Raw genomic sequence first — 23,676 nt, 5'->3', positions numbered from 1 at the left:
GGCTTATGTTACAATCTTGCCACTTTTTGTCTTTGACCAGTAACGTTGAGGTTAATACATGGAAACTATTGAAAGAATTAAACAACAATTAAGCGAAAATCCGATTATCATCTATATGAAAGGCTCGCCAAAATTCCCTTCTTGTGGCTTTTCAGCAAGAGCAGTAGAAGCATTAATTAATTGCCAAGTGCCATTTGGCTATGTGGATATTTTGCAACATCCGGATATTCGTGCAGAATTACCGAAATTTGCGAATTGGCCAACATTCCCACAATTATGGGTTGAAGGTGAATTAATTGGTGGTTGTGACATTATTCTTGAAATGTTCCAAAAAGGTGAATTACAACCATTATTGAAAGAAACTGCAGCGAAGTATGCAGATCAAGAACAACAAGCTTAATTAATGTTAAAATAGGCCCTCGATTAAGAGGGCTATTTTTTTGAGGAAAATCATGCAGAAAGATCTGACTTTTTATTTTTTACGTCATGGGCGTACCGTATGGAATGAAACTGGTCTATTACAAGGACAAGGGGATTCCGCTTTAACAGAAGAGGGAATTAATGGTGCTGTGGCAGCAGGTAAAGCATTAAAAGAGATTCCTTTTGTGGCGGCATATTCAAGTTGTTTGCAACGTACGATTGATACAGCACGTTATGTGATTGGTGAGCGTGATATTCCATTATTTCAGCATCAAGGTTTGAATGAACAATTTTTTGGTCAATGGGAAGGTATTCAGATCGATACGATTCGTCATACCGAACCTTTCCAAAATTTAGTTAAACAACCAGAACTTTATGATCAAAATATTCAGCAATATAACCAAGGTGAACCATTTTCAGCATTAGCTGCACGCTCTTGGCAAGCAGTGCAAGATATTATTAAAGTACATCAGCAAGGCAATATTTTGGTAGTTTCACATGGGCATACGTTACGTTTGCTGTTAGCGCTGTTAGGTGGACATACTTGGCAAACTCATCGTCAGCCGGGAGTGAGCGAGAGTTTGATCAATTGCAGCATCAGTGTAGTGCATTATCAGCAAGATGAAACAGGCGGAACATTCCATATTGAACGTAGAAATGATACTTCTCATTTATCTATTGCGGTGCCGTTATAGAGAGTTTAGGTGTGTGGTATGAAATACACGCTAAGTTATGTGCCAGGTATAAACATTTAGTTAAGAGCTATAAGGTATAAAAATGATCAGCAAAAAAGAGAAAAATAAGAGGCATGAAGCTGTTGAATATGCAAAAGCCAGTGGTCGTTTAGAAGGCATTATTTTATCGGAAGATTTATTAGTGATCATGGATAAATATGCCAATGGTCTTTTAAGTCAAGAAGAGTTTACTAAAGAATATACTACGGCAGTAAAAGCTGGTTTATAGATGAATAAATCATATTCAGAAATTGAGATCAGAGATAAGCTTTCAGTGATGCGGCTAGCTCAATTAAGAGTTATGCCAATTGAGGGAAGTTTCGACATCAATCATTTAAAGGCAATTAATGCTTATATTTTTCAAGATAGTCCACAAATAGCTGGAAAGTTTAGAACGGAAGTTATTACAAGACAACTCTGGCAAAAAGAGAGAAATTATAAGGGCTTTGGCAAAATTCTTGTTTGTTATAGTTCGATGAATCAAAGAGATGTACAAGAGTTAAAACAGTTATTAAAGGGAATTGATTTAGCAACATTAAAGCAACTAGACAAAGGCTCTTTTGCTGCTTACTTAACAGAATTATATAAGCGCCTCGATTATATTCATCCATTCCCTGATGGAAATAGTAGAACATTACGTGAATTTACGAGATCTTTAGCAGAGGAGTGTGGATATTATTTGGATTGGACTAAAGGTAAACAGGAAGAAATATATTTAGCTCGTGATCTTGAGGTCAATAATATTGCGATCTCAAGATCAGAAAATCCTAATCATATCACCAGACTACAGCTGGAAAATCAAGCGATACTATCCCATAAGCAATATAAGATGTTAGCACATATCATTGGTAGAATTTTATCTAAATATTAGAAGTTTTTTTATGATTATCTATGACAACGACTTATAAGCTTGCCCCACAATTTGCCAGCCACTGCGGAAAATAAACAGACTTAATAACGCACTGGCGACAATATCCACCCAGGTAATTGACCATAACCATGCGCTTAAACCTGCGATAATAGCGATAATGGAACCAAAGGCATCGGCTAAAACGTGCATATAAGCTGCTTTTAAATTTAAATTACCCAAATCACCTTTCAACATAAAAAAGGCAACGACTACATTGATCAATAAACCGATAATTGCCACCGTTAGCATTGGAATAGCATCAAGGGCTAATGGATTTTGCCAACGATCAACAGCTTCTATCAGAATAACAACGGCAACCACTAATAGAGAACTACCGTTTAAAACGGCAAACCATTTTTGTGCGCGTAAGGATAGAAATAATGAAATTAATGCTAGCAGTAGAGAGAAACTATCATTTGCCATATGGCCTGCATCAGCTAATAGTGCAAGACTGTTAAATGCGTAGCCTGCCCAAAATTCAATCAACATAAAGCTGCAAATTAATAAAAAACTAATTGTCAGTACAAATTTATTATCTGTATGGCTATGCTGATGTGAATGTGAATGTGAATGTGAATGTGAATGTGAATATTCTTCGTTGTTTTTTGTATCAGTTACATTACACATAATCTCTCCTAAATAAATAGTAAAATTTAAGTGTGATTATGATGAACCTTGTAGTTACTACGGAGTCAAGTGTTTTTAATGCTGAATTAGAAAATTAAAAAATTTAGCTGGTTCAGTAGAATGATAAATAGGTTTTATTAGTAAGTGGGAATATAAGGAAACAGAGTAGAGAGAATTGGTTGCGGGGGCTGGATTTGAACCAACGACCTTCGGGTTATGAGCCCGACGAGCTACCAAGCTGCTCCACCCCGCGTCAGATGTGCGCTACTATACAACATTTTTTCGTTTTTGCAAGATTTTTTGAAGAAATAAATTTTTTTTGATAAAAAAATAACCATTATCGAAACTGAACGCTAATTTGGCATGAAATTTCTCTAAGAGAACCGTAAAATTGCTATCTATTCATCATAATTTTTGTTAGCGTAACGGCGCTTAAAAAAAGCAGGAACAGAGGTTATATCAGTCATTTATGAAAAGAATTAAAAAATTAGCTGCAGTTGCCGCAGCAATCTTAGTGTTAGCAGGGTGTTCAACACAAAATCGCTCTACATCAGGTGTGATGGATCGTTCGTTATATGAACAACTTGGTGCAATTTATCAAGGGCGTAGTTATATGAGTATGCCTTTGATTCCAGTGGGAATGGTAGAAAATCATAGTCCAATTGTGAATCAAGGTGATTTTTTGACGCAGTTAAGCCTGATCTCTAGTGTATCACCACGTTTAAGTGCGACTTATCGCACGACTTATGACAAAATTACCAGCTGGGTGCTAGCAGGCGCAGATGTATCTCAATTAAATAATTTTGGTATCGGTATTCAAAAAATGGCGGGGCAAGATGGTTTCCAAAATGTATTGATGACAGGATATTATTCGCCAGTGATCCACGCCCGTCACACACCGCAAGGGCAATATCGTCATCCTATTTATGCAATGCCAAAAGCTAAACGTTTTTCACGAGCGCAAATTTATGCCGGTGCTTTACAAGGGAAAGGCTTAGAGCTGGCTTATAGTGATTCTATGTTGGATAACTTTTTATTAGGCGTACAAGGTAGTGGTTATATTGATTTTGGTAATAATGATCTCACTTATTTCGCCTATGCAGGACAAAATGGTTTCCCATATACCAGCGTTGGTCGCTTATTAGTAGAAGATGGTGAAATCCCAAAAGAGAAAATGTCAGTACAAGCGATCAAAGATTGGGCACAACGTAACCCTAGCCGTTTACAAGGTTTATTAGAACGCAATGAATCTTATGTCTTTTTCAAAAATGTACCAAATGGCAAAGTAAAAGGTTCAGCTGGTATTCCACTTGTACCATTAGCATCTGTTGCCTCTGATCGTAGCTTAATTCCATCTGGCAGTGTCTTATTAGTCGAAATGCCTGAAATTGATGATGAAGGGAATTGGTTAGGCAGACATCAATTACGTTTAATGGTGGCGCTAGATGTTGGTGGTGCAGTAAAAGGACAACATTTCGACCTCTATCAAGGTATTGGTGAAAAAGCCGGACATGTTGCTGGTTTGTTGAAACATTATGGACGCGTTTGGGTATTAAATTAATTGTATGGCACGAGTAGATAATTTTGAACAACGTTTTGGTGGTATTGGGCGTTTATATGGCGAAGCTGCCTTAGAACGCCTGCGTCAAGCTCATGTATGTGTAATTGGCATCGGCGGTGTCGGTTCGTGGGTAGTTGAAGCGTTAGCGCGTTCTGGTGTGGGAAAACTGACTTTAATAGATATGGATGATATTTGCGTGACTAATGTCAATCGACAAATTCACGCAGTAACAGAAAATATCGGGGCTTTGAAAACGGAAGTAATGCAGCAACGTGTGTTGGCGATCAACCCTACTGCAGAAGTGAAGATCATTGATGATTTCCTGACAACAGAAAACCTAAATGAATATTTATTGAAAGGTTATGATTATGTCGTCGATGCGATTGATAGCGTAAAAGTTAAAGCAGCGTTATTGGCTTTTTGCAAACGCCATAAAATTAAGGTAATTACCACTGGCGGCGCTGGTGGACAAACTGATCCAAGCCAAATTCAAATTAAAGATTTAAGTAAAACAATCCAAGACCCATTGGCAGCAAAAGTTCGCTATTTATTACGCAAACAGTATGGCTTTACCGATAATCCACAACGTAAATTTGGTATTGATTGTGTGTTTTCCACGCAACCGCTTATTTTCCCTAAAGTAAGTGGAGAATGTTCAACTTCAGCCACAATGAATTGCAGCAATGGTTTTGGCGCAGCAACGATGGTGACAGCGACTTTCGGTTTCTTTGCTGCCGCAAGAGTAGTAGATAAATTGCTACAAAATAAAGCTAACTAATTTGCTATAATCTGCCACAATTTTGACCTGATAAAAGAAAAAATATGAATCAATTATTTGCCACCACAGCTCGTGGGTTTGAAGAACTATTAAAAACAGAATTAGAAAAGTTAGGCGCGCAACAATGCAAAGTGGTACAAGGCGGTGTGCATTATGCTGCTGACGATGAAACCTTGTATCAAACGCTATTATGGAGCCGCTTGAGTTCGCGGATTTTATATCCGTTATTTACTTGCAAAGTGTACGATGATTTAGATTTGTATAATTCAGTAGTGAATTTTGCTTGGCAGCAACATTTTGATGCTGATGATAGTTTTGTGGTGGATTTTAACGGGACTAATGAAGCAATTCGCCACACCCAATATGGCGCAATGCGAGTAAAAGATGGGATTGTTGATTATTTCACTCGTCAAGGCGAAGCGCGTCCGCAAGTAGATAAAGATTATCCTGATATTCGTATCCACGCTTATTTGAATCGTGATGAATTAAATGTGTCATTAGATTTAAGCGGTGAAGCATTACATATGCGTGGTTATCGTAGTGATACTGGTGCGGCACCATTACGAGAAACATTAGCAGCAGCAATTATTATCCGCTCAGGTTGGCAGTTTGGCACACCATTAGTTGATCCAATGTGTGGTTCGGGTACTTTATTAATTGAAGCAGCACAAATGGAAGCACAAATTGCACCGCAATTAACGCGCTTGCATTGGGGCTTTAATCATTGGAAAAAACATCAACAAACCGTTTGGTTGCGTGTGAAAGAATCCGCATTAGCAAAAGCGGAACAAGGCAAGCAACAATGTAAAGCACACTTCTTTGGTTTAGATCGTGATCATCGAGTTTTAGAAAAAGCTCGACAAAATGCGGAAAATGCTGGTGTTGGGCATTTAATCCAGTTTACTGCCGCTGATATTGCAAGCTTAACACCGCCAACAGAAGAAGTTGGTACAGTCGTGTGTAATCCACCGTATGGGGAACGTTTAGGAGCAACACCAACATTGATCGCTCTGTATTCAGTTTTTGGCAGACGTTTAAAACAGTATTTCCCACATTGGCAAGCCTCCATTTTTAGTAGTGAATTAAGTTTGTTAGATTGTTTGCGTTTACGTTCTTCACGCCAATTTAAAGCGAAAAATGGCCCGTTAGATTGTGTGCAAAAGAATTATTTAATTGGTGAGCGTCGCGTAGAAAATGATCAAGAGGATAATCCATTACAATTCCAACAACGCTCTGATGTTGCACCAGATTTTAGTAATCGTTTAGCAAAAAATATTAAGAAAATTGAGAAATGGGCGAAACAGCAAGGATTAGAGGCTTATCGCTTATATGATGCCGATTTACCAGAATATAACTTAGCGGTAGATCGTTATGCTGACCATATCGTGGTACAAGAGTATGCTGCTCCGAAAAATATTGATCCACAAAAAGCCAGACAGCGTTTATTAGATGCGGTAACTGCAACCTTAAATATCACCGGTGTGGCGACCGACAAATTGGTATTGAAAGTGCGTCAAAAACAAAAAGGCAATAATCAGTATGAAAAATTAGCTAATAAAGGTGATTACTTTTTTGTCAATGAGTATGGTGCAAAATTGTGGGTAAATCTGACCGATTATTTGGATACTGGACTGTTTTTAGATCACCGTTTAACACGCAAAATGGTGGGTGAGATGGCAAAAGGCAAAGATTTTCTCAATCTGTTTGCTTATACAGGATCTTGTAGTGTACACGCCATTTTAGGTGGAGCAAAATCAAGTACCACCGTTGATATGTCCAATACTTATTTAAACTGGGCTGAGCAGAATTTTATTTTGAATGATATAAAAGGTAAGCAACACAAGTTGATTCAAGCAGATTGCTTACAATGGTTGGAGAATGCTAAAGGACAATATGATTTAATTTTTGTTGATCCGCCAACTTTTTCTAATTCAAAACGAATGGAGAATAGCTGGGATGTTCAGCGAGATCATTTACAGCTGCTAGCAAAATTAAGCAAATTATTACGTCGTAATGGCGTGATTATTTTCTCGAACAATAAACGTGGTTTTAAGATGGATCTGAATGGTTTGGCACGATTAGGTTTAAGTGCGGGAAATATTTCAGAACGTACATTACCACTCGATTTCCAACGCAATCCACATATTCACAACTGTTGGAGAATTGTTTTTAATCAAGAGTAGTCATGAACTGTTTTAATCTAAATCTACCAAAAAAAGCGAACGATCATAAATATTTGGGTAATGCGATTGCGGATAGTCGTGTCTTAGCAATCGCTGAAATTGCACAACAACACCAAGGCGTGATTGTCGTAGTCACGCCTGATATGCGACAAGCTAACCATTTAGCAGAGAGTTTGTCGCAATTTTCATTGTCAGCAGAGATTTTTTCTGATTGGGAAACGTTACCTTATGATAATTTTTCACCACATCAAGAGATTATTTCGACTCGTCTAAGTACGCTATTTCAGTTGCAACAGGTAAAACAAGGGATCTTTATTTTACCGATTAGTACGTTGATGCAGCGTGTTTGCCCACCAAGTTATTTAGCACAAAATGTTTTCTTAATTAAAAAAGGTCAGCATTGTGATCTTGAACAATTAAGAATGCAATTGCATAAAGCAGGCTATCGTGCTGTTGATCAGGTATTTGAGCATGGCGAATATTCAGTACGAGGCGCTTTACTTGACCTTTTCCCAATGGGAAGCCACGAACCTTATCGTTTAGATTTTTTTGATGATGAGATTGATTCAATTCGTACTTTTGATGTTGATACGCAACGCACAATTGCCGAGATCAAACAAATTAATCTCTTACCTGCTCACGAATTTCCGAGTGATGAAAAAGGAATCGAATTTTTCCGTACGAATTTTCGGGAGACCTTTGGTGAGATTAGACGTGATCCAGAGCATATTTATCAACAGATAAGCAAAGGAACGCTGTTTGCTGGTATCGAATATTGGCAGCCACTCTTTTTTGATCAAATGGCAACCTTTTTTGATTATGTGCCAATCAATACTTTGTTTATTACTGATGAACAAATTCAGCAGCAAGGTGAAGCCTTTTTTCGTGATGCGGAATTACGCTATGAAAATCAGAAAGTCGATCCAATGCGTCCTTTGTTGCCACCAAGTAAATTATGGTTGCGTCCAGATAATGTGAATCAATATTTGAAGGATTATCCACGTTTTACACTTACACAAACGAAGTTAGAACAGCAAGCACGCAATCAAAATTTAGCAGTTGCTGCGTTACCTGAATTAACGATCAATTCACAACAAAAAGAGCCATTAAAATTATTACGTCAGTTTATTGAAGAACGTTCCGAACCGATTATTTTTTCAGTAGAAAGTGAGGGGCGGCGAGAAACCCTATTATCGTTATTAAAACCACTAAAGATTAAACCGACTTCAATTATCGATTTAGCTCAAGCGAAACAACAGCGTTTTAGCTTGATGATTGGCGCAATGGAGAGAGGATTTATTGTTGAAGATCAGTTTGCCTTAATTTGTGAAACGGATTTTCTTGGCGAAAAAGTGCAAACTCGTCAGCGCCAACAACAAAAAAATGTGAATCCAGATGCGCTGATTCGCAATTTAGCTGAATTAAAAATTGGACAACCAGTGGTGCATTTGGAACATGGCGTTGGTCGTTATGATGGCTTAACCACGTTAGAAACGGGCGGTATGGTGGCAGAATATTTAGTGCTGCGTTATGCCGATGATGCCAAATTATATGTACCAGTTTCTTCATTGCATTTGATTAGTCGTTATGTTGGTGGTGGTGAAGAGAATGCACCACTGCATAAATTAGGCAGTGAGGCGTGGGTAAGATCTCGCCAAAAAGCAGCAGAGAAAATTCGCGATGTGGCAGCGGAATTATTGGATGTGTATGCGAAACGTGAATCACGTCCCGGTTTTGCTTTCCAATATGATCGTGAAGAATTCCAACAATTTGTGGCAACTTTCCCTTTTGAAGAAACTTATGATCAGCAAATGGCGATTAATGCTGTTATCGGTGATATGTGTCAAGCTAAGCCAATGGATCGTTTAGTTTGCGGTGATGTGGGTTTCGGTAAAACAGAAGTGGCAATGCGAGCAGCATTTTTAGCGGTAATGAATCATAAACAAGTTGCGGTACTGGTGCCGACAACCTTATTGGCGCAACAACATTATGACAATTTCAGTGATCGTTTTGCTAATTTACCTGTTAATGTTGAAGTGTTGTCACGTTTTAAAACCACAAAAGAACAGAAAAACGTATTAGCCCAAGTACAAGAAGGGAAAATTGATATTCTGATCGGTACACATAAATTGTTACAGGGCGAAGTTGCGTTTAAAGATTTAGGCTTATTAATCATTGATGAAGAGCATCGTTTTGGGGTTAGACAAAAGGAAAAAATCAAACAACTACGCAGTAATATTGATATTTTAACCTTAACCGCAACGCCAATTCCGCGGACTTTAAATATGGCGATGAATGGTATTCGCGATTTATCAATTATTTCAACACCACCAGCTCGCCGATTAGTGATTAAAACATTTGTTCGACAACACGATGAACGGGTAGTACGTGAAGCGATTTTGCGTGAAATTTTGCGTGGTGGACAGGTGTATTACCTGCATAATGATGTTGAAACTATTCAAAATTGTGCTGAAAAATTAGCGGAGTTAGTGCCAGAAGCTCGTATTGGTATTGGTCATGGGCAAATGCGTGAACGTGAATTAGAGCGGGTGATGACAGATTTTTACCATCAACGCTTTAATGTTTTAGTCTGTACAACCATTATTGAAACTGGAATCGATATTCCTAGTGCCAATACTATCATTATTGAACGAGCCGATCGCTTTGGTTTAGCACAATTACATCAGTTGCGTGGTCGTGTTGGGCGTTCACATCATCAGGCGTATGCGTATTTATTAACACCACCGGAAAAATTGATGACCAAAGATGCAGTGAAGCGTTTGGAAGCATTGAGTAGTTTAGATAATTTAGGTGCTGGTTTCGTGTTGGCAACGCACGATTTAGAGATTCGTGGTGCTGGTGAGTTGTTAGGCGATGAACAAAGCGGACAAATCGAAACTATCGGTTTCTCACTCTATATGGAATTGCTGGAAAATGCGATGCAAGCCTTAAAAGAAGGTAAAGAACCAACATTAGATGAACTTACTCAATCACAGGTGGAAATTGATCTACGCATACCTGCATTATTGCCGGAAGATTATTTGGGTGATGTGAATTTGCGTCTTTCGTTCTATAAACGGATAGCGGGTGCGAAAAATGAAGATGAGCTTGCAGAGTTGAAAGTTGAATTAATCGATCGCTTTGGTCTATTGCCACAAGCAACGAAAAACTTATTTGAAATAGCATTATTACGTTTGCAAGCTAAACCATTAGGAATCCAAAAAATTGAAGCAATGGCAACAGGTGGTTATCTAGAATTTGCACCGAATGTTGAATTGGATCCAATGCTGTTCTTAAAGCTGATTCAACAACAACCAAAAGTCTATCGTTTTGATGGCCCATTAAAATTTAGATTTACGCAAAACTTTGAGGATCACCAACAACGCTTAAACTTTGTGATTGAATTGGTAGAACGGATTAAGGGGTAGGGTTTGTGGAGTTATTAACTATGCTATGTAAGTAATTTGTTCCTACCATATCAGAAAATAACTTTCCTTAAGTTGAGAATTTTTTATTTGAACATTATAATTGTCAAAAAATAGAAAAATGGTACTTATAATGTTCAATAAAACCAAATCACCAATATTATTTCCTAAGTATGAAAAAGCATTAATACAATTAGGCGAAAATATTAAGCTTGCCACTAAAAGACGAAAACTTACGCAAACAGTTTTGTCGGAAAGAACTGGACTTAGCCGAATGACAATCCGAAAAATTATGCATGGTAATTCCAGTGTTGCTATTGGTTACTATGTTATGGTTCTTGGCGTGTTAGGTTTAGAGCAAGATTTTACAAAAATAGCCAGTGATGATGAATTGGGACGCAAATTGCAAGATATTGAATTACTGAGGAAGTAAGATGGGAAAGGATATTTATGTATTTGCTGATTGGGAAACTTTTGACAAGCCTGAGTTAGTTGGTGTCCTGTCTTCAGATGTTGTTAGAGGGAAGGAATCTTTTCGTTTTCACTATGAAGATAGCTGGTTAATTTCTCCATTTGTACAACAAATTGATCCTGATTTACATCTTTATTCTGGTGAGCAGTACAGTGTAAACGCACAAAATTTTCGTATTTTTTTAGATTCTTGTCCCGATCGTTGGGGACGTTTGTTAATGAAACGTCGGGAAGCTGCTTTAGCAGCTCATGAAAATCGTAAACCCAGATTATTGACGGAATGCGATTATCTGTTAGGTGTTCATGATATGAATAGAATGGGGGCATTACGATTTAAGACAGCATTAGATGGAGCTTTTTTAGATAATAATAATTATCTTGCTGCACCACCGATATCTTCATTAAAAGAGTTAGAATTTGCTGCATCTCAATTAGAAAATAGTAATAGTGTAAATGATCCTGATTATTTAAAGTGGTTATATATGTTGATATCGCCAGGTTCTTCACTAGGCGGTGCAAGACCTAAAGCATCAGTAATTGATGATAATCAGCAGTTATGGATTGCCAAATTTCCTAGTAAATATGATGAGTATGACATTGGATTGTGGGAATACTTAGCCTATCGGTTGGCTATACAAGCAGGCATTAAAATGGCAATTTGTAGTGTCGAGAAATTTAATCAGGAACATCATACATTTTTAACACAAAGATTTGATCGTGTAGCGGAAAAACGTCGGCATTTTACTTCTGCATTAACACAATTAGGCTATTATGATGGTGATTATGAAGCTAGTTATCTTGAAATAGCACAATTTTTAACTGAACATGGAGCTGCATCAAGAGCAGATCTTGCTCAGTTGTGGCGTAGAATTATATTTAATATTGCAATATCGAATACGGATGATCATTTACGCAATCATGGTTTTCTTTATCATAATTCAGGTTGGATTTTATCTCCGGCTTATGATTTAAACCCAGTTTCTGTTTCACAAGGATTACACCTAAATATTACGGACAACGATAATAGATTGGACTACCAGTTAGCTTTTGAGGTAGCTGATTTTTTCCAATTGTCTTCTGCCGAAGCTAATAAAATTTATGATGAAGTGCTTTTTGTTGTTAAACAGTGGCAAAAATTGGCAATAGAAATTGGTATATCTCGACAAGAACAAGAATTGATGAAGTTTGCTTTCAATGTTTAATTATCTGCGTTAGCGAATTGCAAAAAAATCAATAATTCCTCAACAGTTTTGATAAATTTTCCACGAGCGGAGCGATTTTCCGTGCTAGAATAAAGCGTTTTTATTTTCCAGAAATCACAGAATCAACAAAGGAAGAAAAGATGATTGATCCTAATCTATTACGTAATGATTTAGCAGACACAGCAGCAAAATTATTAGCAAAAAGAAATTTTGTGTTAGATGTGCAAAAAATCGAACAATTAGAAGAGCAACGTAAAGTATTACAGGTTAAAACAGAGAGTTTACAAGCGGAGCGCAATGCACGTTCCAAAGCGATTGGTGCAGCGAAAGCACGCGGTGAAGATATTCAACCATTATTGGCAGAAGTCGATAATATGGGAACTGAGTTAGAACAAGCAAAAGCGGCTTTAGATCAAGTGCAAGAAGAGCTAAGACAAATTGCATTAACTATTCCAAACATTCCTGCTGATGATGTGCCTCTTGGTAAAGATGATAGTGAAAATGTTGAAGTATTTCGTTGGGGCGAACCAAAACAATATGATTTCCCAATCAGAGATCATGTAGATTTGGGCGAATTAAGTGGCGGTATTGATTTTCCAACTGCGGTGAAATTGACTGGCGCGAGATTTGTTGTATTAAAAGGCAAAATTGCGCGTTTACATCGTGCATTAGCACAATTTATGTTGAACTTACATACTGAACAACATGGCTATCTTGAAACTTATGTACCTTATTTAGTTAATCACGAAACGCTTTATGGTACAGGTCAATTACCAAAATTTGGTGAAGATTTATTCCATACAAAACCATTAGAAGGTGAACAACCTTATGCGTTGATTCCAACCGCAGAGGTTCCAGTTACCAATATGGTACGCGGTGAAATTTTAGATGCAGAAGATTTACCATTAAAAATGACTGCTCATACACCTTGCTTCCGTTCTGAAGCGGGTTCTTACGGTCGTGATACTCGTGGTTTAATTCGTATGCACCAATTTGACAAAGTGGAATTAGTGCAAATTGTTGAACCGGAAAAATCTATGGCGGCACTAGAAGAGTTAACAGGCCATGCGGAAAAAGTATTGCAATTATTAGGTTTACCATATCGTAAAGTCGTTTTATGTACTGGTGATATGGGCTTTGGTTCATGCAAAACTTATGACTTAGAAGTTTGGTTACCGGCGCAAAATACTTATCGTGAAATCTCTTCTTGCTCAAATATGTGGGATTTCCAAGCACGTCGTATGTCAGCTCGTTATCGTGTGAAAGGCGAGAAGAAACCACGTTTAGTACATACATTAAATGGTTCTGGTTTAGCTGTTGGACGTACTTTAGTGGCAGTACTAGAAAACTATCAACAAGCTGATGGTTCTATCGTTATTCCAGAAGTATTACGCCCATACATGAATGGTCTAGATGTGATTCGCTAATAGGTGATAACTGGTAGTTATGTTTGATTTTCGACCTTTTTATCAACAAATTGCGACAACTGAGCTGTCTGATTGGTTAGAAACCTTACCAGCACAGCTAAAATATTGGCAGGCGAATGCACATGGTGAATATGCGAAATGGGCAAAAGTAGTTGAGTTTCTACCAAATCGTACTGCCGATGAAATTGACTTAAAACATCGTGTTGAAGCGAAATTAAATCAAGCGTTAAGCGATGGTGAACGTCAGCGTATGATTCACCATTTAAAGCAGTTAATGCCATGGCGAAAAGGGCCATATCATCTGTTTGGTGTGCATATTGATTGTGAATGGCGTTCTGATTTTAAATGGGATCGTTTATTACCACATATTTCCTCATTACAAGATCGACTCGTGTTAGATGTTGGTTGTGGTAGCGGTTATCATATGTGGCGGATGGTTGGTGAAGGTGCGAAAATGGTTGTTGGTATTGATCCAACAGAACTGTTTTTGTGCCAGTTTGAAGCGGTCAGAAAATTACTTAATAATGATCGTAGGGCAAACCTAATCCCATTAGGTATTGAACAAATGCAGCCATTACAGGCGTTTGATACTGTTTTTTCAATGGGCGTGCTATATCATCGCAAATCGCCATTAGATCATCTTTCCCAACTAAAAGCACAATTGAAAAAAGGTGGTGAGTTGGTTTTGGAAACCTTAGTGGTTGATGGTGATGAAAATACTGTATTAGTACCAGGTGAACGCTACGCTAAGATGAAAAATGTCTATTTTATTCCATCGGTGGCAGCGTTGATAAATTGGTTAAATAAAACAGGCTTTAGTAATATCCGTTGTGTTGATGTGGCAGTTACCTCATTAGAGGAACAACGCAAAACTGAATGGTTAGAGAATGAAAGCCTGATTGATTTCCTTGATCCTCACGATCAGAGTAAAACTATCGAAGGCTATCCAGCACCGAAAAGAGCAGTTATTATTGCCAATAAGTAACAGTAAAATGCGTGTTTTTGGCACGCATTTTATCTATCCAACTCTTGATTAATATAAGGAATTAAACGGTCGATTGGTTCAATATCGGAATCAAATAGTTTTTTATCGCGAGAATAAACTTCTAGATGTGAAACGAGTTTGCTTTGAAATACTTTTTCTACATTTTCCGCGAGTTTAGCAACAACTAAATCATGAGTTTCTCTTGGTACATATCTTGGTTGCAATCCTGCAGTTTCCAGTTCTATAGCTCGTTGTAGAGTACTTTCCCAACTAAGTTCTTTTGGACAAGTACAAATGACGATTTCAGTCCGATAACCGTTTTTCACGAAATTATTAATTTCTTTCAGTGGTGTTTCTAAGGTTCTAAATGTTCCTTCAATAAGAATATTAAAACCTTGTTTAATTGCTTCATCGCGTATTTTGCCTACCATTGTCCCTGCGAAAGCAGCAGTATATTTTGAAGCATCTTTTCCATACAACGTATAAAAATCTTCATAATGTCTGTGATAAGACCTAAATTCATCACCATTTATGACTAATATGTTGTTATTTAAACGTTTTTTGATTTCCATAGTGGCGAAAGCTTTTCCTGCACCTGGTTGTCCGCCTAATAAGACACCAATAGGATTATTTTGTGGCGATAAGAAAGGGTTATTTGCAAATCTTGTCCATATTTTAGGAAATTTTTTATTTATATCTTGCTGTAAATCGTAGCTATCGAGTTGTTTGAGAATTTTATCGAGGTTTGTCATAAATGTGTCACTTATAATATTGATTGATAGGTAAATGGGAATATTTATCTTTTATCTCGATAATTGTACTGGCTACAGTTTGATAATCGATATCGTTTTGATGAGTACTATATAAATTATCTCTTAGATGAGTTAAATATTGTTGATCTTCATTATCTGCATCATTGGGTTCGGTGCGTAAATCTATGGTAGACATTGCATTGGCGATCATTTCAATCAATACATCTTTTTGCATTAGCGTACACATAATTATCGATACCTTTGGATTGTAGTTGCTTAAGAAAGTGATTCGATTATACAAGAAATTAAATAAAATTGTCGGATGAGAAAATAAACCTACAACATATTGTAGGTTTATTGATGAGATATAGCTTTTTTAAGTCGTTAATTTACTTCCCGAAAACTAATCTGTTGCTGTTCTAGGAACTCATTATCATCATCTTGTAATAATGGTGCAGTAGGAATTTCAGGTTTATCAAAGGCAATATCACCCTCGATATTAGCCAACGTACTGCCATGACGAATATTTTTGAAATCAAATAAGTTTGGATCGCAGAGATGTGATGGCACCACATTTTGCAAAGCGCTAAACATCGTTTCAATTCGTCCCGGATATTGACGATCCCATGCTTGTAACATCTCCTTGATGACTTGACGTTGTAAGTTAGGTTGAGAACCACAAAGATTACAAGGAATAATTGGAAATTGTTTTGCTTCAGCATAACGAGCAATATCTTTTTCACGACAATAAGCCAATGGGCGAATCACAATCTGCTTGCCATCATCACTAATCAATTTAGGCGGCATACTTTTCATTTTTCCACCATAGAACATATTCAAAAATAGAGTTTCTAACATATCATCACGATGATGCCCTAAAGCAATTTTGGTAGCACCTAATTCAGTAGCGGTACGGTATAAAATACCTCGGCGCAAGCGAGAGCATAGAGAACAGGTAGTTTTTCCTTCAGGAATTTTTTCTTTCACAATGCCATAGGTATTTTCTTCAACAATCTTATATTCCACCCCTAATTGTTGTAAGTAATTTGGTAATACTTCTTCAGGGAAACCCGGTTGTTTTTGGTCAAGATTGACTGCCACAATCTCAAAATTCACCGGTGCATTAAGTTTTAAATTTAATAAAATATCTAATAAAGTGTAGCTATCTTTACCGCCAGAGAGGCAAACCATCACACGATCGCCCTCTTCGATCATATTAAAATCAGCAATCGCTTTTCCCACTTCGCGGCGTAAACGTTTATGTAGTTTATTCAAATTATAAATCTGTTTTTTTTCCATAGACATCGTAATTCAGACACCATTGTATAAGCTAAAAATCGGCTTGATATGGTAAGGGCTTGAGTTTTTTTTGCAATGAATTTATTGAGGTATTTTTGTGTAAATTGCAGTTTGTGAGGAAAAAGTCATTTTTATCAGCAAAATGCGAGATCTATCACAGAGAATTGGCTAGATCGTTTGAAATAACCTTTAGAGAAATAACATTTTTTTGCTAGAATGTTGCACGTTTAACATATTATTTTGATCAAGATAAACCTTAGTTGTTTAGGTAATTAATAATGAGTGAATCAACTCAAACCATTCCTGAATTAATCTCGTGGGTAAAAGAACGAGAATTTAGCTTAAATCTCACTACAGAACGTTTAGCTTTTCTTTTAGCGATCGCAATTTTTAACCAAGAGCGATTTGCTGGTGAAATGGAAGAAAGTGATTTAGTCGATCTGTTTCGTCATGTTTCTAAAGCATTAGGGCAATCTGAAGATACATTGACTCAGCGTGCCAATAATGCAATCAATGATCTGGTCAAGCAACGTTTGGTCAACCGTTTTAGTAGCGAATTTACCGAAGGCTTAGCAATTTATCGCTTAACGCCGCTCGGTGTTGGTGTTTCTGATTACTATATTCGTCAGCGTGAATTTTCTGCATTGCGTCTTTCTGTACAACTCTCCATTGTTGCGGATGAAATTCAACGTGCAGCGGAAGCGGCAGAGAATGATGGCGATGAATATTACTGGCGTCGTGAAGTATTTGCACCGTTGAAATATTCGGTGGCTGAGATTTTCGATAGCATCGATCTTTCGCAACGCATTATGGATGAGAGCCAGCATCAAACCAAAGAAGAAATAGCTGAATTGTTAAGTAAAGATTGGCAAGCAGCAATTTCAAGCTGCGAACGTTTGTTAGATGAAACATCAGGTAATTTACGTGAACTGCAAGATACCTTGAATGCAGCCGGCGATAAATTGCAAGCGGGATTATTACGAATTCAAGACTGTATCCTTGGGCGTGAAAGTTTAGACTTTGTTGAACAATTAATTATCAGTTTACAGTTAAAGCTAGACCGCATTATTAGCTGGGGCCAACAAGCGATAGATCTTTGGATTAGCTATGACCGTTATGTACATAAATTTATTCGTACTGCAATTGATTTAGATAAAAATCGTGTCTTTGCGCAGCGCTTACGCCGTTCGATTGCTGATTATTTTGATGCGCCATTTTTTCTATGGAGTGTGCAAGCAGAGCGTTTAGTTGATCTACGTGATGAAGAACTGGCATTGCGTGAAGAAGAAGCACTAGGTGAATTGCCGGCGGAATTGGAATATGAATCATTGCAAACGATTCACGAGCAAATCACTGAAACCATGCAAACAATGTTGATTCAATATTATCAAGAAGGTAAGCCAATCGAATTAAGTAATGTGTTGCGTGAACAACTTGATCGTTATCCGCAGTCACAACATTTTGATGTGGCAAAAATCATTGTTGATCAAGCTGTGCGTCTAGGGATTGCCAGTCAAGATTTTAGCGGTAATGTTCCGCAATGGCAGCCAATTAATGATTTTGGTGCAGAAGTACAAGCGCACCCAATTGATGAATATAACAATCAACCGAAAAAATAACTTGAATAAAGCGAAATAATTATGAGTGAAACTACCCCTTACGAACCTATTCCAGCGAAATTGGCAACTGCAATCGCAAACCCACTGTTTCCTGTTGTTGATAGCCAATTACGTTCCGGACGTCATATTAGTATTGATCAGTTAGATCCACACGCTTTTCTGTTAGATTTTCAGACAGAACTGGAGCTGTTTTATCGTCGTTATAATGTTGAATTAATTCGTGCGCCAGAAGGTTTTTTCTATTTGCGTCCGAAAGCAACGACGTTAATTGCCAGAAGTGTATTGTCTGAATTGGAGATGTTAGTTGGTAAAGTATTGTGTTATCTCTATCTCAGCCCAGAACGTTTGGCGCAGCAAGGTATTTTTACGGTACAAGAAGTTTATGATGAATTGTTAAATTTAGCGGATGAAAATAAGTTATTAAAAGCGGTTAATCAACGTTCTAGTGGTTCAGATTTAGATAAACAAAAATTAGCGGAAAAAGTGCGTGCGGCAATTAGTCGTTTACGTCGTTTAGGAATGTTGCAAACTGTCGGTGATCAGCATAGCGGAAAATTTATTATCTCTGAAGCGGTATTCCGTTTTGGTGCGGAAGTACGTAGTGGAGAAGATTTACAAGCGGCGCAATTACGTTTGATTCGTGAGGGAGAAATTGCGACACCTGAATCATTACAATTGGATAATGAACAGGATCAAGATCTTGATACGGACGATAGTGAAGAGTCAGACGAAAATAATTTTGAGGAAGGGGAAGCATAATGGCGGAATTAGAAATGGAAACATTAGAACCTCAACAAGTAACAACAGCTAGTGTGAATGCACTGGCAGAACGAGGTAAATTTCGTTCGCTAACCTTGATTAACTGGAATGGTTTTTTTGCACGTACGTTTGATCTTGATGAATTAGTTACTACCTTATCTGGAGGAAATGGTGCGGGAAAATCAACGACAATGGCGGGCTTTGTGACTGCATTAATTCCTGATTTAACGTTATTGCATTTCCGCAATACCACAGAAGCAGGAGCTTCAGGCGGTTCAAGAGATAAAGGTTTATACGGAAAATTGCGTCCGGGTGTTTGTTATGCCATTTTGGATACGATTAACTCACAACGTCAGCGTTCGTTAGTTGGCGTGCGTTTGCAGCAAATTGCTGGACGTGATCGTAAAGTAGATATCAAAGCATTCTCAATTCAAGGTTTGGCGCTATCCATTTCACCAACAGAAGTCTTTACCGATAAAATTTCGGAAACGCAAGCGAAAGTGATTGGTTTACCTGAAGTGAAAGATAAAGTAGAGAGTTTAGGCGGCAGCTTTAAACAGTATCATTCAGTTGCCGACTATCATAGCTTTATGTTTGATATGGGGATTATTCCTAAACGTCTGCGTTCTTCTTCCGATCGTAATAAGTTTTATAAATTGATTGAAGCTTCACTTTACGGTGGAATTTCATCGGCAATCACCCGTTCATTGCGGGATTACTTATTGCCGGAAAATGTTGGTGTGAAAAAGGCTTTCCAAGATATGGAAATAGCATTGCGTGAAAATCGCATGACTTTGGAAGCGATTAAAGTAACGCAAGCAGACCGCGACCTCTTTAAACACTTGATTACACAATCTACCGATTATGTAGCTGCCGATTATATGCGTCATTCTAATGAAAGACGTCACAATATCGACACTTTATTGGGACAACGTAACGAACTATTTAAAACCAAACAAGACCTCAATTTAGCGCAACATAATATTGTTGAATATAGTCGTGAAGTTAGCCAATTAAAAGAAGCGGAAAAGACTTTAGAAATTGATTATCAAGGGGCAAATGATCACTACAATTTAGTGGTGAACGCACAAAATCATCAAGAAAAAATCGAACGTTATCAAGAAGACGTTGCAGATTTAACCGATAAAATTGAAGAGCAACAAGGGATTGTTGAAGAAGCACAAATTACCTTAGCAGAGCAACAAGAGAGTGTTGAGGTTATCGAAGAGGAAATCGAAGCAATTCGTGATCAATTAACGGATTACCAACAAGCGTTAAATGCACAACAAACACGAGGTGTGCAATACCAACAAGCAATTCAAACCTTAGAGAAAGCTAAAAATATTACTGGTATCAATAGCTTAACGCCAGAAAATGCTGAACAATATCAAGCAGAATTTTCAGAGCAAGCTGAGGTTTTAACAGAAAGAGTCTTAGAGTTAGAACAAAAATTATCGGTAGTTGATATCGCGAAAAGCCAGTTTGATAAGGCATATCAATTAGTTTGCAAAATTCAAGGCGATGTCAGTCGTGCAGAAGCGTGGCAAGAGGCAAAACAGATTTTACGTGACTATCCAACGCAAAAATTGCAACAGCAACAAGCCAATGATTTGAAAGCAAAATTGTCTGATTTACAACGCAAAGCGGAACAACAACAGCGCGTACAACAGCAATTAGCAGCGTTTAATCAACAAAGCCAACGTACATTGCAAACTGCAGATGAATTAGAAAGTTATGCGTTAGAGCAAGAAGATCGTAGTGAAGCATTGGAAGAAAGTTTAAATAGCTTAATTGAAGAACGATCAGCATTACGTCAGCAACGTGACCATTATCAAGCGATTTATCAACAAAATACGCAAAAAGCACCGTTATGGCTAACAGCTCAGGCGGCATTAGAACGAATCCAAGAGCAAGTGAATCAACAGTTCCATAGCTCGCAAAGTGTAATGGATTTTATGCAGCAGCAATTAACCAAAGAGCGGGAATTGATTATCCAACGTGATCAGTTGGAGGCGAAAAAACAAGATCTTGAACAACAAATCTTACGTTTAACACAACCAGATGGCTCAGAAGATCCACGCTTGAATCAGTTAGCGGAAAAATTTGGTGGGGTATTGTTATCAGAATTATATGATGATGTTGATATTAGTGATGCTCCTTATTTCTCAGCATTATATGGACCAGCACGCCACGCCATTGTGGTGCGTGATCTCGAAGCGGTAAAACCATTACTGCAAGATTTACAAGATTGCCCAGATGATTTGTATTTAATTGAGGGTGATCCGAATTCCTTTGATGACAGTGTATTATCGGCACAAGAGCTTGATTGCGGGGTAGTTGTACAAGTATCGCAACGTGAATTACGTTATTCTACTTTCCCTGAAATCCCATTATTTGGTCGTGCAGCACGTGAAAAACATTTGGAAACGTTACGTGAACAACGTGATGAAGTGGCTGAGCAGTTTGCACAAGTTTCATTTGATGTACAAAAATGCCAACGCTTACATCAACAATTGAGTCAGTTTGTTGGTAGCCATTTAGCATTAGCATTTGAAGCTGATCCAGAAGAATTAATGCGTGAAGCACAGCAACAACGCAATGATATTGATCGTGAATTAGCAAAATTTACTGATCAAGAACAACAGTTACGCAATCAATTAGCGTCAGTACGTCAGCAATTGCAACAACTGAATAAGTTATTGCCAAATTTAGCATTATTACAAGAAGATAGCTTACTTGAACAAATTGAGGAATATCAGGCACAGTTAGAAGTTGCGGAAGAAACCGCAATGTTTGTACGTCAAAAAGGCGCTTGGATTGAACAATTAGAGCCAATCGCAGCAGCATTGCAAAGTGATCCTGAACAACACGACAGTTTACAAGCGGAATATCAACGTGCAGTTGAATTACAAAAGCAAGTGCAACAGCGCTTATTTGCGATTACTGATGTAGTAAGCCGTTTACCGCATTTTAGCTATCAAGAAAGTGTGGAATTAGAAACATCTGAACTTAGTACACGTCTGCGTGAACGCTTAGAACAAATGCAGCAACAACGTGAACAAAAACGTCAAGCGTTAGCACAAGCGCAAAATCAGTTATCGCAATATCAACAAGTATTAACAGGATTAACCACTTCCAAAGAGATTAAACAACAAACATTAGATGAATTGTTGCAAGAAGTGGCGCAATTAGGGGTGAAAGTAGATGCTGATGCAGAAGTACGTGCGAAAAATCGTCGTGATGAGTTGTATCAACAACTTTCTGTTAATCGTCATCGTTATAACTATTTAGAAACTCAATTAGCGGTGTTAGAAAACGAAACTGATAGCTTAACGAAAGCGTTACGTAAGTTGGAACGTGATTATAAAGCACAACGTGAAGTTGTCGTAGCAGCGAAAGTGAGTTGGTGTGCAGTACAACGTTTATCTCGTCATAGTGATGTGGAAAAACGTTTACACCGTCGTGAGTTGGCTTATCTTTCTGCTGAAGAGTTGCGTTCAATGTCGGATAAGGCATTAGGAGCATTGCGTAATGCGGTTGCTGATAATGAATATTTACGTGATGCGTTGCGTTTATCAGAAAATTCAGCGAAGCCTGAATATAAAGTGAAATTCTTTATTGCTGTATATCAACATTTGCGTGAACGTATCCGTCAAGATATTTTGAAAACCGATGATCCGATTGATGCGATTGAACAAATGGAAGTGGAACTTTCTCGTTTAACCGAAGAACTTACCAGTCGTGAACAGAAATTGGCAATTAGTGCGGATAGTGTTGCTAATATTATGCGTAAGACGATTCAACGTGAACAAAATCGTATTCGTTTATTGAATCAAGGCTTGCAAAATATCGCCTTTGGACAAGTGAAGAGTGTACGTTTAGTGGTGAATATTCGTGATACCCACGCAATGTTGCTGGATGCTTTATCAGGTAAACAAGCGGAATATGAAGATCTGTTTAATAACAATAAATTGACCTTCTCCGAGGCGTTAGCGAAACTTTATCAACGTTTAAATCCACATATTGATATGGGACAACGTAGTCCGCAAACAATTGGTGAAGAGTTGCTAGATTATCGCCATTATCTTGATCTTGAAGTGGAAGTTTTCCGCGGTGCAGATGGTTGGTTGCGTGCGGAAAGTGGCGCGTTATCTACTGGGGAAGCGATTGGTACTGGTATGTCAATCTTACTGATGGTGGTACAAAGTTGGGAAGAAGAATCTCGCCGTCTGCGTGGTAAAGATGTTGTACCTTGTCGTTTATTATTCCTCGATGAGGCGGCACGTTTAGATGCGAAATCTATTTCTACCTTATTTGAACTTTGTGATCGTTTGGATATGCAATTATTAATTGCGGCACCAGAGAATATTAGTCCAGAGAAAGGAACAACTTATAAGTTAGTGCGGAAAATTGCTCATAACCAAGAGTTTGTTCACGTCGTTGGTTTGAAAGGATTTGGCACCACACATTAATTATTGAAAAAATGCGGCAATTAGCCGCATTTTTTATCTCAACTAAAGGAAA

Annotated in this window: 19 protein-coding genes and 1 tRNA gene; 15 read left to right on the top strand and 5 right to left on the bottom strand. The window is 37.9% G+C overall.

What is annotated here, in order from left to right:
* Positions 1-58 precede the first annotated feature (58 nt).
* From grxD to QS62_RS00825, 4 genes are all read left to right on the top strand, one after another.
* Positions 59-400, top strand: a complete 342-nt coding sequence (gene grxD, locus QS62_RS00840) for a Grx4 family monothiol glutaredoxin (protein WP_066104448.1) — start codon at positions 59-61, stop codon at positions 398-400.
* 52 nt (positions 401-452) lie between these two features.
* Positions 453-1,115: a histidine phosphatase family protein gene (locus QS62_RS00835; protein ID WP_066104445.1), complete on the top strand. Its 663-nt coding sequence runs from the start codon at positions 453-455 to the stop codon at positions 1,113-1,115.
* A gap of 82 nt (positions 1,116-1,197) precedes the next feature.
* Positions 1,198-1,383, top strand: a complete 186-nt coding sequence (locus tag QS62_RS00830) for an antitoxin VbhA family protein (protein ID WP_066104442.1) — start codon at positions 1,198-1,200, stop codon at positions 1,381-1,383.
* Complete coding sequence (locus QS62_RS00825) at positions 1,384-2,025, top strand: Fic family protein (RefSeq protein ID WP_066104438.1); 642 nt, start codon at positions 1,384-1,386, stop codon at positions 2,023-2,025.
* A gap of 18 nt (positions 2,026-2,043) precedes the next feature.
* Here QS62_RS00825 and QS62_RS00820 read toward each other — a convergent pair whose 3' ends face one another.
* On the bottom strand, positions 2,044-2,691 hold the full coding sequence (locus QS62_RS00820; RefSeq protein WP_082966098.1) for a cation diffusion facilitator family transporter: 648 nt from the start codon (positions 2,689-2,691) through the stop codon (positions 2,044-2,046).
* 176 nt (positions 2,692-2,867) lie between these two features.
* Positions 2,868-2,944, bottom strand: a tRNA-Met gene (locus QS62_RS00815).
* 216 nt (positions 2,945-3,160) lie between these two features.
* On the opposite strand from QS62_RS00815, the gene mltA reads away from it, so the two are divergent.
* From mltA to cmoB, 8 genes are all read left to right on the top strand, one after another.
* A complete protein-coding gene (gene mltA / locus QS62_RS00810; RefSeq protein WP_066104436.1) occupies positions 3,161-4,252 on the top strand; it encodes a murein transglycosylase A in 1,092 nt (363 codons plus the stop codon).
* A gap of 4 nt (positions 4,253-4,256) precedes the next feature.
* The gene (gene tcdA, locus QS62_RS00805; RefSeq protein WP_066104434.1) at positions 4,257-5,030 is read left to right on the top strand and encodes a tRNA cyclic N6-threonylcarbamoyladenosine(37) synthase TcdA; all 774 of its coding nucleotides are present in this window, start codon (positions 4,257-4,259) and stop codon (positions 5,028-5,030) included.
* A 44-nt stretch (positions 5,031-5,074) separates the two neighbouring features.
* Positions 5,075-7,213 carry a bifunctional 23S rRNA (guanine(2069)-N(7))-methyltransferase RlmK/23S rRNA (guanine(2445)-N(2))-methyltransferase RlmL gene (rlmKL, locus tag QS62_RS00800; protein WP_066104431.1) on the top strand — a complete coding sequence of 713 codons (2,139 nt, stop codon included), beginning with the start codon at positions 5,075-5,077 and terminating at the stop codon, positions 7,211-7,213.
* Between the two features lie 2 nt (positions 7,214-7,215).
* Positions 7,216-10,641, top strand: a complete 3,426-nt coding sequence (mfd, locus tag QS62_RS00795) for a transcription-repair coupling factor (protein ID WP_066104428.1) — start codon at positions 7,216-7,218, stop codon at positions 10,639-10,641.
* Between the two features lie 130 nt (positions 10,642-10,771).
* Positions 10,772-11,071 carry a helix-turn-helix domain-containing protein gene (locus QS62_RS00790; protein ID WP_231923657.1) on the top strand — a complete coding sequence of 100 codons (300 nt, stop codon included), beginning with the start codon at positions 10,772-10,774 and terminating at the stop codon, positions 11,069-11,071.
* Position 11,072: 1 nt separating this feature from the next.
* Entirely contained in the window at positions 11,073-12,311 is a 1,239-nt protein-coding gene (locus QS62_RS00785; protein ID WP_066104422.1) for a type II toxin-antitoxin system HipA family toxin, read from the top strand.
* Positions 12,312-12,451: 140 nt separating this feature from the next.
* Positions 12,452-13,738, top strand: coding sequence for a serine--tRNA ligase (gene serS / locus QS62_RS00780; RefSeq protein ID WP_066104419.1), 1,287 nt, complete (start codon positions 12,452-12,454; stop codon positions 13,736-13,738).
* Positions 13,739-13,757: 19 nt separating this feature from the next.
* On the top strand, positions 13,758-14,723 hold the full coding sequence (gene cmoB / locus QS62_RS00775) for a tRNA 5-methoxyuridine(34)/uridine 5-oxyacetic acid(34) synthase CmoB (RefSeq protein ID WP_066104416.1): 966 nt from the start codon (positions 13,758-13,760) through the stop codon (positions 14,721-14,723).
* Between the two features lie 29 nt (positions 14,724-14,752).
* Here cmoB and QS62_RS00770 read toward each other — a convergent pair whose 3' ends face one another.
* The 3 genes from QS62_RS00770 to ttcA form a co-directional block, all read right to left on the bottom strand.
* Positions 14,753-15,475, bottom strand: a complete 723-nt coding sequence (locus QS62_RS00770) for a zeta toxin family protein (protein WP_066104414.1) — start codon at positions 15,473-15,475, stop codon at positions 14,753-14,755.
* A 7-nt stretch (positions 15,476-15,482) separates the two neighbouring features.
* The gene (locus QS62_RS00765; RefSeq protein ID WP_066104411.1) at positions 15,483-15,722 is read right to left on the bottom strand and encodes a hypothetical protein; all 240 of its coding nucleotides are present in this window, start codon (positions 15,720-15,722) and stop codon (positions 15,483-15,485) included.
* A 137-nt stretch (positions 15,723-15,859) separates the two neighbouring features.
* On the bottom strand, positions 15,860-16,780 hold the full coding sequence (gene ttcA / locus QS62_RS00760) for a tRNA 2-thiocytidine(32) synthetase TtcA (protein WP_066104408.1): 921 nt from the start codon (positions 16,778-16,780) through the stop codon (positions 15,860-15,862).
* A gap of 272 nt (positions 16,781-17,052) precedes the next feature.
* On the opposite strand from ttcA, the gene mukF reads away from it, so the two are divergent.
* From mukF to mukB, 3 genes are read left to right on the top strand one after another with little or no spacing between them, the layout of a single operon-like run.
* On the top strand, positions 17,053-18,393 hold the full coding sequence (gene mukF / locus QS62_RS00755; protein WP_066104405.1) for a chromosome partition protein MukF: 1,341 nt from the start codon (positions 17,053-17,055) through the stop codon (positions 18,391-18,393).
* A 21-nt stretch (positions 18,394-18,414) separates the two neighbouring features.
* The gene (mukE, locus tag QS62_RS00750; protein WP_066104402.1) at positions 18,415-19,152 is read left to right on the top strand and encodes a chromosome partition protein MukE; all 738 of its coding nucleotides are present in this window, start codon (positions 18,415-18,417) and stop codon (positions 19,150-19,152) included.
* The gene (mukB, locus tag QS62_RS00745; RefSeq protein WP_066104399.1) at positions 19,152-23,624 is read left to right on the top strand and encodes a chromosome partition protein MukB; all 4,473 of its coding nucleotides are present in this window, start codon (positions 19,152-19,154) and stop codon (positions 23,622-23,624) included. Before mukE ends, mukB begins: the two co-directional genes overlap by 1 nt.
* Positions 23,625-23,676: the final 52 nt, after the last annotated feature.

It is taken from the genome of Gallibacterium salpingitidis, from assembly GCF_001678495.1.
Taxonomy (GTDB): Bacteria; Pseudomonadota; Gammaproteobacteria; order Enterobacterales; family Pasteurellaceae; genus Gallibacterium; species Gallibacterium salpingitidis.
This window is presented reverse-complemented; position numbering and strand designations above follow the sequence as displayed.